Annotated in this window: 1 protein-coding gene; it reads left to right on the forward strand. The window is 75.4% G+C overall.

From position 1 onward, the window contains the following. Positions 1–289 precede the first annotated feature (289 nt). Positions 290–10,588, forward strand: coding sequence for a type I polyketide synthase (locus tag QSK20_RS30795; protein ID WP_285792133.1), 10,299 nt, complete (start codon positions 290–292; stop codon positions 10,586–10,588).

Raw genomic sequence — 10,588 nt, forward strand, 5'->3', positions numbered from 1 at the left:
ACCCGCTCCGCGCAGCCGCCGCGACGACCCCCGGTCGGGCCGCCCCCGGCCAGCCTGGGGACGGTCCGACGGCCGTCTGCGTTAGGGGCGGCCGTAGGGGCAGCCTAGGGGTTGTGACCGTCACCGGCCGACCAATACCTTCCTCCGGTAAGTAGGGCGTGGTCGGCGCTTCGACGCTGTTGATTATCTGCAATTCGTGGTCGGGCTGAATTGGCTGTGGTGACACGGTCGAGGCGTCGGTCGATGGTATTGGGTCGCCTGATTCTTTCGGCTCGAAAAGGTGGCACTGATGGCGACTGAGGACACTCTCCGGGAATACCTTAAATGGGTTACCGCGGATCTCCACCAGACGAAGCGGAAGCTCGGTGAGTTGGAGGCGGCGCACCGGGAGCCCATCGCCATCGTCGGCATCGGTTGCCGGTTTCCCGGTGGCGTGCGCTCGCCCGAGGACCTCTGGCGGCTGGTCGACGCCGGTGACGACGCGATCTCCGACTTCCCCACCGACCGGGGCTGGGACCTCGAACGGCTGATCCACCCCGACCCCGACCACCCCGGCACCTCGTACGTCGGGCAGGGCGGGTTCCTCGACTCGGCCACCGAGTTCGACGCCGGGTTCTTCGGCATCTCCCCCCGCGAGGCGCTGGGCATGGACCCGCAGCAGCGGCTGCTGCTGGAGACCTCCTGGGAGGCGTTCGAGCACGCCGGTATCGACCCCGCGACCCTGCGCGGCCACCAGGTGGGCGTCTTCGCCAGCACCACCGGCCAGGACTACGCGGCGCTGCTCCAGGCGCCCCCGCCCGGCGTCGAGGGGTACGTCCTCACCGGCACCGCCGCCAGCGTCGTCTCCGGCCGGATCTCGTACGTGCTGGGGATCGAGGGACCCGCCGTCTCGGTCGACACCGCCTGCTCGTCCTCGCTGGTCGCGCTGCACCTGGCCTGTCACGCCCTGCGGCAGGGCGAGTGCTCCCTCGCGTTGGCCGGCGGCGCCACCGTCATGTCCACCCCGGCCGCGTTCGTCGGCTTCTCCCGGCAGCGCGGTCTCGCCGCCGACGGTCGGATCAAGGCGTTCGCCGGGGCCGCCGACGGCACCGCCTGGGGTGAGGGCGTCGCCGTCCTGCTCGTCGAGCGCCTCACCGACGCCCGTCGCAACGGCCACCCCGTGCTCGCCGTGGTGCGCGGCAGCGCCGTCAACCAGGACGGCGCGTCGAACGGCCTGACCGCCCCGAACGGGCCGTCCCAGCAGCGGGTCGTGCTCAAGGCCCTGGCCGGCGCCCGGCTCACCCCGGCCGACGTGGACGCCGTCGAGGCACATGGCACCGGCACCAGCCTCGGCGACCCGATCGAGGCCACCGCCCTGCTCGCCACGTACGGGCAGGGCCGCCCCGCCGACCGGCCGCTCTGGCTGGGTTCGGTGAAGTCGAACATCGGCCACACCCAGGCGGCGGCTGGCGTCGCCGGGGTGATCAAGATGGTGATGGCCCTGCGGCACGGCACGCTGCCGGCCACCCTGAACGTCGACGAGCCCACCCCGCACGTGGACTGGACCGCCGGCGCGGTGTCGCTGCTCACCGAGGCACGGCCCTGGCCGGCGGGGGAGCAGCCCCGCCGCGCCGGTGTCTCCTCGTTCGGCATGAGCGGCACCAACGCCCACGTGATCATCGAAGAGCCCCCGGTGGAGACCCCGGACGCCACCACCGCCCCCTCGGTGGCGTCCGGCTCCCCGGTCACCGCCACCGGCGACGCCGGGACCGTGGCCGGTGACGTCCACGCCGGCGGTGCCGACGGACCGGCGGTGGCCGCCGATCCGGCCCCGGTGACGGCCGCCGGGCTCGTGCCCGTGCTGCTCTCCGCCCGTGACCACGCCGGTCTCACCGTCCAGGCCGGACGCTGGGCCGACTGGCTCGACGCCCACCCCGACGCCGCCGACGCCGGGCCGGTCGACGTCGGCTGGTCCTCGGTCACCACCCGCGCGGCCCTGGAACACCGGGCCGTCGTCCTCGCCGCCGACCGCGCCGGTCTCCTGCGTGACCTGCGGGCCCTCGCCGACGGTGGCACCGGCTCCGGATCCGTCGTCGGCGCCGGTCCCCGGAGCGGGCAGCTCGCGTTCCTCTTCTCCGGGCAGGGCGCCCAACGTCCCGCCATGGGCCGGGAACTCGCCGCGACGTTCCCCGTCTACGCCCGCGCGCTCGCCGAGGTGTGCGCCGCCCTCGACCCGCACCTGCCCCGCCCGCTCGGGCCGGTGCTCGCCGCCGAGCCGGGCAGCGACGCGGCCGACCTGCTCGATCAGACCCTCTACACCCAGGCCGGGCTCTTCGCCGTCGAGGTGGCGCTGTACCGGCTGCTGGAGTCCTGGCAGGTCACCCCCGACGTGCTGATGGGCCACTCCATCGGTGAGGTGGTCGCCGCCCACGTCGCCGGGGTGCTGTCCCTGCCCGACGCCGCCGCGCTGGTGGCCGCCCGGGGCCGGCTCATGCAGCAGCTGCCCGCCGGTGGAGCGATGCTCTCCGTCGCCGCCGGGCGGGACGAGGTGGAGGCCGTCCTCACCGGCGTCGACGGCCCGATCGGGGTGGCCGCCGTCAACGGGCCCGCCGCCGTGGTCGTCTCCGGTGCCGCCGACGCCGTCGCCGAGGTGGAACGCGCCTTCGCCGACCGGCAGGTCCGCACCCGGCGGCTGCGGGTCAGCCACGCCTTCCACAGCCCGCTCATGGAGCCCATGCTCGCCGACTTCGCCGCCGTGGTGGACCGGCTGGAGCTGGCCGCGCCGACCCTGCCGGTCGTCTCCAACCGGACCGGGACGCTCGCCGACGCCGACGAGATCCGCACCCCGGAATACTGGGTGCGGCACGTCCGTGAGGCCGTACGCTTCGCCGACGGCGTCGAGCGGCTGCGCACGCTCGGCGTCGGCACCTTCCTGGAGGTCGGACCGAGCGGCGTGCTGACCGCGCTGACCAGGGACATCCTCGGCGCCGAGGACGACCCGACGGCCGCCGTGGCGCTGCTGCGCCGGGACCGCCCCGAGCCGGCGTCCCTGCTCACCGCGCTCGCCGAACTGCACGTCGCCGGGGTGCCGGTCGGCTGGCGGCACCTCTTCACCGGCGTCGACCCGCGTCGCGTCCCGCTGCCCCGGTACGCGTTCCGCCGTGAGCGGTTCTGGCCCGAGCCGCCCCCGGCCACCCCGACCGGCGAGGTCCCCGCCGAGGACGCCGCGTTCTGGTCGGCGGTCGAACAGGCCGACGTCGACGCGCTGCGCGACCAGCTCGGCGTCGACCCGACCGGCGACGACGACCCGGTGCGGACCCTGCTGCCCGCGCTGCCCGTCCTCGCCTCCTGGCGGCGCAACCGGCAGGACCACGCGGTCGCCGACGGCTGGTCGTACCAGGTGACCTGGAAGCCGGTGCCGGTCGCCGAGGGTGACCGGCCGGCGGGGCAGTGGCTGCTGGTGCTGCCGGTGGACGCCGCCCCGGCCTGGGCGGACGACCTCGTCGACCTGTTCCGCGCCGACGGCGACGAACCGACGGTGCTGCGCGTCGACGCCGACGACCTGGACCGGACGGCCCTCGCCGGCCGGCTGCGGGCCGCCGTCGCCGACCGGCCGGTCGGCGGGGTGCTGCACGTCGTCGCCGGGCAGGACCGGCTGCTGCCCGCCCACCCCGGCACGACCGTCGCCGCCGCAACCACCCTCGTGCTCCTCCAGGCGCTCGCCGACCTCGACCTCGACGCGCCCGTCTGGTGCGTGACCAGCGGAGCGGTCAAGGCCGGGCCCGCCGACCGGGTGGACCACCCGCTCCAGAACCTGGTCTGGGGCCTCGGCCGGGCCGCCGCCGTCGAACAACCGCACCGCTGGGCCGGCCTCGTCGACCTGCCGGCCACCGTCGACGCCGCCGTGCTGCGCCGGCTCGCCGCCGTCCTGGCCGGCGGCAGCGGAGAGGACCAGGTCGCGGTCCGCGCCGGGGGCGTCTGGGGCCGCCGGCTCACCCCGGCCGCCGCCCCGGACCGCCCCGCCACGGACTGGTGGGCCGACGGCACCGTCCTGGTCACCGGTGGTACGGGCGCGCTCGGCAGCCACGTCACCCGCTGGCTGCTCGACCGGGGCACCCGGCGGGTCGTCCTCGTCGGCCGCCGGGGCGCCGCCACCCCGGGCCTGGCCGGCCTCCTCGACGAGTACGGCGACGGCCGGGTGACCGCCGCCGCCTGCGACATGACCGACCGGTCGGCCGTCGCGGCGCTGCTGGACTCGCTGCCCGACCTGACAGTGGTGGTGCACGCCGCCGGCACCGACCAGCTCACCCCGCTGACCGGCACCACCCTGGACGAGTTCTCCCACGTCGTCGCCGGGAAGGTGCTCGGCGCGCTGCACCTCGACGAGTGTCTCGCCGACCGTCCGCTCGCCGCGTTCCTGCTCTTCTCGTCCGTCTCCGGGACGTGGGGCAGCGCCGGCCAGTGCGCGTACGGAGCCGGCAACTCGCTGCTCGACGCGCTCGCCGCCAACCGCCACGACCGAGGGCTCGCCGCCACCGCCGTGGCCTGGACGGCGTGGGGCGGCACCGACGGCATGGCCGCCAAGAACACCGCCACCGAACAGCTCCACCGGATGGGCCTGCCCACCATCGATCCACAGCGGGCCCTGGTCGCCCTGGACCGGGCGGTGCGCCGGTCCGGCCCCGGCGTCACCGTCGCCGACGTCGACTGGAGCCGCTTCCACCCGGCGTTCACCCTCACCCGGCCCAGCCCGCTCCTGTCCGGGCTGCCGCAGGTGCGGGCGCTCGCCGAGGCCGAGGCCGAGAGCGCCGGCGCGCCGGCCGGCACGACCGAGGCGCTGCGCTCCCTGGCCGACCTGCCCGAGGCCGAGCAGGAGCGGGAACTGGTCCGGATCGTCAACGAGCAGACCGCCCGGGTGCTCGGCCACGCCACCCCGGACGACCTGCGCGGTCGGCCGTTCAAGGACCTCGGCTTCGACTCGCTCACCGCCGTGGACTTCCGCACCAAGCTGAACGAGGTCACCGGGCTGCGACTGCCGTCCACCCTGGTCTTCGACCACCCCACCCCGGCCGACCTGGTCCGGCACCTGCGTGAGACGGCGTTCGGCGCGGACACCACCGTGCCCGCCGTGCTCGCGTCCACCGCCGGCGTCGACGAGCCCATCGCGATCGTCGGCATGGCCTGCCGCTACCCCGGAGGCGCCGGCAGCCCCGAGGAGCTCTGGCGGCTGGTCGTCGACGGCGTTGACGCCATCGGCCCGTTCCCCACCGACCGGGGTTGGGACGTCCCCGCCCCGGACGGCGGCTACGCCCCGGCCGGCGGCTTCCTGTACGACGCGACCGGGTTCGACCCGGCGTTCTTCGGTATCTCCCCGCGCGAGGCCCTGGCCATGGACCCGCAGCAGCGGCTCACCCTGGAGGCGTCCTGGGAGGTCCTGGAGCGGGCCGGGCTCGACCCGACCGGACTCAAGGGCAGTCGCACCGGCGTCTACGTCGGCGCGTCCACCTCCGGTTACGGGACCGGACTGACCGAGGTGCCGGAGGGCACCGAGGGCTACCTGATGACCGGCGGGGCGCACAGCGTCATCTCCGGCCGGGTGGCGTACACCCTCGGCCTGGAGGGACCGGCGGTGACCGTGGACACCGCCTGCTCGTCGTCGCTGGTGGCCCTGCACCTGGCCGGCGAGGCGCTGCGCCGGGGCGAGTGCGACCTCGCCCTCGCCGGCGGCGTCGCGGTGATGGCCACCCCGGACACCTTCGCCGAGTTCTCCCGACAGGGCGGCCTGGCCGGCGACGGTCGGTGCAAGTCGTTCGCCGCGTCGGCGGACGGGACCGGCTGGTCCGAGGGCGTGGGCATGCTGCTGGTGGAGCGGCTCGCCGACGCGCGGCGCAACGGCCACCACGTCCTCGCCGTGCTGCGGGGTTCCGCGGTCAACCAGGACGGCGCGTCCAACGGGTTGACCGCGCCGAACGGTCCGTCGCAGCAGCGGGTCATCCGGGCGGCGCTCGCCAGCGCCCGGCTCTCGACCGTCGACGTGGACGTGGTGGAGGCGCACGGCACGGGCACCACGTTGGGTGACCCGATCGAGGCGCAGGCGCTGTTGGCCACGTACGGGCAGGACCGGGACGTGCCGCTGCTGCTCGGGTCGATCAAGTCGAATGTCGGGCACGCGCAGGCGGCCGCCGGTGTGGCGGGTGTGATCAAGATGGTGCAGGCGATGCGGCGCGGGGTCGTGCCGGCGACGCTGCACGTGGACGCTCCGTCGCCGCACATCGACTGGTCGGCCGGCGCGGTGGAGCTGGTGACCGAGAACCGTCCGTGGCCTGAGGTGGACCGGCCGCGCCGGGCGGCGGTGTCGTCGTTCGGAATCTCCGGCACCAACGCGCACGTCATCGTGGAGCAGCCGGCGGACGAGGCGGAGCCCGACACACCCGTCGCCGACCTGCCCACCACGGGGCTGGTCGACGCGGAGCCGCTGGTGTGGTCGCTGTCCGCGCGATCGGGCGTGGCACTGCGCGACCAGGCGGAACGGCTCGCCCGGCACGTCCGCGAGCACGACGGGATCGCCCCGGCCGCCGTGGCCTGGTCGCTCGCCACCACCCGGGCCGCTCTGGAGCACCGGGCCGCCGTGGTCGGGACCGGCACCGACGACCTGCTCGCCGGCCTCGACGCCGTGGCGACGGGTTCGGCTCCGGGGAACGTGGTGGTGGGTTCGGCCTCCGACCCCGGTGCCGGGGTGGTGTTCGTGTTCCCGGGGCAGGGTGGTCAGTCGGTGCGGATGGCGGCGGGTCTGGTCGGTCGTTGTCCGGTGTTCGATGCGCGTCTCGCGGAGTGTCAGCGGGCGTTCGCGCCGTTCCTGGATGTGGATGTCGTGTCGGTGTTGACCGGTGAGGACGAGTCGTGGTTGGACCGGGTGGAGGTGTTGCAGCCGGTTCTGTTCGCGGTGGGTGTCGCTTTGGCGGAGGTGTGGCGGCAGGCGGGGGTGGTTCCCCGGTTGGTGATCGGTCATTCGCAGGGTGAGATCGCGGCGGCGTGTGTGGCGGGTGTGCTGTCGTTGGAGGATGCGGCGAAGGCGGTGATTCTGCGGGCTCGTGCGTTGGCGGGGCTTGCCGGTACGGGGGCGATGGCGGCGGTGGATCTGCCTGCCGGGGAGGTGGCCGCGCGGCTGGTCGATCGTCCCGAGGTGGTGGTGGGGGTGGTGAACGGGCCGGCGACGGTGGTGGTCTCGGGTCCGCCGGAGTTGGTGGCGGAGCTGGTGGCGGAGTTCCGGGCCGAGGGGGTGCGGGCTCGGCCGATCCGGTTCAACTACGCGTCGCATTCTCCGGCGGTGGAGCGGGTCCGGGAGCGGATGTTGGCGGATCTGGCGGGCCTGGCTCCGCGGGCGGGGCATACGCCGTTGGTGTCGACGCTGACCGGTGAGTGGGCGGATCCGACGGTGATGGACGGGACCTACTGGTACGAGAACCTGCGGAATCCGGTGCGTTTCGACGCCGCCGTGCGGGTGGCGGTCGAGGCCGGGTACACCACGTTCGTGGAGGTGTCGGCACACCCGGTGTTGACGCTGCCGGTCACCGCGATCCTGGAGGACGCCGGGGCCACCGGCCACACGTTGGGCACGCTGCGTCGGGGGGAGGACGATCCGGCGCGGCTGCTGACGAACCTGGCGACGGCCCACGTGCTGGGGCTGCCCGTCGACTGGACGAAGGTCCTCACCCCGGCAGCCACCGTCGACCTGCCCACCTACCCGTTCGGACGGGACCGGTACTGGCTGGCGCGCGGCGGGGCCGGTCGGGCCGGGCTGCCCTCCGTGGGCCTCGACGCCGTGGACCACCCGCTGCTCAGCGCCGTGGCCGACCTGCCCGGCGACGACGGCCTGCTGCTCACCGGGCGGATCTCGCTGGCCACCCATCCGTGGCTGGCCGACCACGCCGTCCTCGGCACCGTGTTGCTGCCCGGCACCGCCCTGGTCGAGTTGGCGTCCTGGAGCGGTCGGACCGTGGACTGCGCCCACGTGGCGGAACTGGTGCTGGAGGCGCCGCTCGTCGTCCCGCAGACCGGCGGCGTCGACCTGCGGGTCCGCGTCGGCCCGACCGACGGCGACGGCTGCCGTCCGGTGGCCGTCCACTCGTACGTCGACGACGGCACCGACCGGCTGGGGACGGCCCGACAGTGGCAGCGGCACGCCACCGGCCTGCTCGCCCCCACCCGGGCGGTGACCGCTCCGGCTGGCGCCTGGCCGCCCGCCGACGCCGAGCCCGTCCCGCTGGACACGCTCTACCCCCACCTCGCCGAACAGGGCTACCACTACGGCCCCGTCTTCCGGGCGCTGCGCGCGGCCTGGCGACACGGCGACGACATCCTGGCCGAGGTGGCGCTGGACGCCGACGCCGCCGACGCCGCCGGGTTCTCGGTGCACCCGGCGCTGTTCGACGCCGCCCTGCACGCCATCGGCGCCAGCGCCCTCGACCGTGCCGAGGACGCCCCGTCGCGGCCCGGCGCGGCGCAGCCCGGGCTGCCGTTCTCCTGGACGGGGCTGTCCGTCGCCCCCACCCGGGCCCGCGAGCTGCGGGTGCGGCTCACCGCGACCGAGGGGTCGGTGGCGGCGACCATCACCGACACCGGCGGTGTGCCCGTCGCCTCCCTCGACGCCCTGGTCCTACGGCCGATCAGCTCCGACCAACTCGACGCGGCCCGCCGTACGGCCAACCGGTCGCTGCACCGGCTCGACTGGGTCAGCCCCGAGCCGGGAACGGCCCGGACCGCCCGCATCGCCGTGCTCGGCGACGCCGAGGGGTGGCCGGGCATCGAGGCTTACCAGGATCTGGACGACCTGACCGCGGCCGTGGCCGCCGGGGCGGCCGTGCCCGACGCGGTGGTCGCCACCCGCGTCGGACGGCGCGCCGACGAGCCCAACCCCGCCCGCGCCGCGCACCTGGTCAGCCACGAGACGCTGGCCCTGGCGCAGGACTGGCTCACCCGGGAACCCCTGGCGGACGCCCGGCTCGTCGTCGTCACCCAGGGCGCGGTCTGCGTCGACGGCGACGAACGGCCCGCCGACCTGCCCGCCGCCACGGTGTGGGGCCTGGTCCGCTCCGCCCAGTCGGAGAACCCGGGCCGGTACGTGCTGCTCGACCTCGACGACGACCCCCGCTCGGCGGTCGCCCTGCCGGCAGCGCTGGCCGCCGGGGAGCCGCAGCTCGCCGTCCGGGCCGGACAACTGCGGGCGCCCCGGCTGGTCCGGACCGGACCGCCGCCGCAGGACCGGCCGACGCCCGACCTGTCCGCCGGCACCGTCCTGGTCACCGGTGCGTTCGGCGTCATCGGACGGTTGGTCGCCCGGCACCTGGTCACCCGGCACGGGGTGCCCCGGCTGCTGCTGGTCAGCCGCAGCGGAGCCGACGCGCCCGGCGCGGCGGACCTCGTCGCCGAGCTGACCGGGCTCGGCGCCGCCGCCCAGGTCGTCGCCGCCGACGTCACCGACCGGAACGCCCTCGCCGTGCTGCTCGACGAGATTCCCGCCGACCGGCCGCTGGTCGGCGTCGTGCACGCCGCCGGCATCCTCGACGACGGGGTGCTGCCGGCGCTCACCCCGGCCCGGTTCGACACCGTTCTCGGGCCGAAGGTGGACGCCGCCTGGCACCTGCACGAGCTGACCGAGAAGCTCGATCTCGCCGCGTTCGTGCTGTTCTCCTCCGCGTCCGGGCTCTTCGGCGGCCCCGGCCAGGCCAACCACGCCGCCGCCAACGCCTTCCTCGACGCGCTCGCCCACCATCGTCGGGCGAGCGGGCTGGCCGTCACCTCGATGGCGTGGGGACCGTGGGCCAACCCCGGCGAGTCCGGCGGACCGCAGGGGCACGTCGACGAGGAGCGGATGAGCCGGGCCGGCTTCCACCCGCTGGACGCCGCCGAGGGCATGGAGCTGTTCAGCGAGGGACTGTGCCTCGGCGACCCGGTGGTCGTACCGGTGAGCCTGGACCACGGGCTGCTCGGCCGGCTCGGCCCGGCGCTGCCCCGGCTGCTGCACGGCCTGGTCCGCCCCGCCGGGACCGCCCCGGTCACGGCGACTCCGGCGGCCGACGCGGCGGCGGCGCTGCGCGACACGCTCGCCGCCACTCCCGAGGCGGACCGGGACCGGGTGCTGTCCGACCTGGTCCGCACCCACGCGGCGGCGGTGCTCGGCTACGCCTCGATCCGCGACATCGACGAGGAGAAGGGCTTCGTCGAGCTGGGCTTCGACTCGCTGACCGCAGTGGAGTTCCGCAACCGGCTCGCCGCCGCCACCGGGCTGCGCCTGCCGTCCACGCTGATCTACGACCGGCCGACCACCGGTGCGATGGTCGCCCACCTGCGCGCCGCGCTGCTCGCCGAGCGGACCACCACCGCGCTCTCCGTGCTCGGCGAGCTGAACAAGTTGGAGACCGCCATGCGCGCGGTCGCCGCCGACGACACCGACCGCACCGCCGTCGCCGCCCGGCTGCGGGAGCTGCTGTCCGTGTGGACGTACGCCGAGGCCGGCGCCGCCGAGGCCGCCACGGGCGACGGCAACCTCAGCACCGCCAGCGCCGAGGAGCTGTTCAACCTCCTCGACGACGAGCTCGGAATGGCCTGA

This window comes from Micromonospora sp. NBRC 101691, assembly GCF_030269285.1.
Taxonomy (GTDB): Bacteria; Actinomycetota; Actinomycetes; order Mycobacteriales; family Micromonosporaceae; genus Micromonospora; species Micromonospora echinospora.